Source organism: Aquipseudomonas alcaligenes NBRC 14159, from assembly GCF_000467105.1.
GTDB lineage: Bacteria > Pseudomonadota > Gammaproteobacteria > Pseudomonadales > Pseudomonadaceae > Aquipseudomonas > Aquipseudomonas alcaligenes.
The window spans coordinates 1-724 of the sequence record NZ_BATI01000090.1 but is presented as its reverse complement, the minus strand read 5'-3'; the positions used below and the strand labels follow the sequence as shown (position 1 = coordinate 724).

1 pseudogene is annotated in these 724 nt (G+C 62.6%); it reads right to left on the bottom strand.

Features of this window, described 5'->3' with window-relative positions:
• Positions 1 to 522 (bottom strand): annotated as a pseudogene (locus PA6_RS22130) (IS21 family transposase); the annotation flags it as partial.
• Between the last annotated feature and the right edge of the window lie 202 nt (positions 523 to 724).

The following is a 724-nucleotide window of genomic DNA, read 5'->3' as shown; positions in this document are numbered from 1 at the left end:
GGCTTCGGCGAAGGTGTAGCTGGACGCGCCAAGCACCGCGACGAACACCTGCGCCTGGCGGATCTCGCCGCTGTGGCGGTCGATAACCGGCACCGTCTGGCCGGCATAGTCGACGAACAGCTTCTCGCCGACGCGGTGCTCCTGACGCATCACCACGTCCAGCTTGCCCTGCCAGGCCCGGTAGTGCTCACAGAACCAGCTGTACTGAAAGCCCTGCGGCTGGCTCAGGCGGTACTCCTGCCAGAGCAGCGCCAGGGTCACCCCGGGGCGGCGCAGTTCGGCATGCACCCATGCCCAATCGGGTAAAGGCCGCTTCTCACTGGCAACCGCCGGGGCCGGCGGGAACAGTTGCTGCTCCAACTCGGCATCGGACAACGAACAGGGCCAACTGAGACCGCTGGCGGCAAAACGACAGAGGTAATCACCGGCACTGCTGTGGCCAGTACCCAGGCTGCGGGCGATCTTGCGCACGGACAGGCCGCAGTCGAACTTGAGGCGCAACACCTCTCGGATTTTACGCATGGATAAACGCTCCACGACGACCTCTTCGCTTCGAAAAAGAGGTCGATGGTAGTGAATAAATCCTGCGTAGCTGCCTGCCTGAAAAGTGTCCGGATGGCCGTGGAATCGGTGTCCGGATGCTCGTGGAGTGAGTGTCCGGATCAGCGTGGAATCACTATCCGGATGTGCGTGGAATGGGTGTCCGAGTCAGCGTGGAATTCGC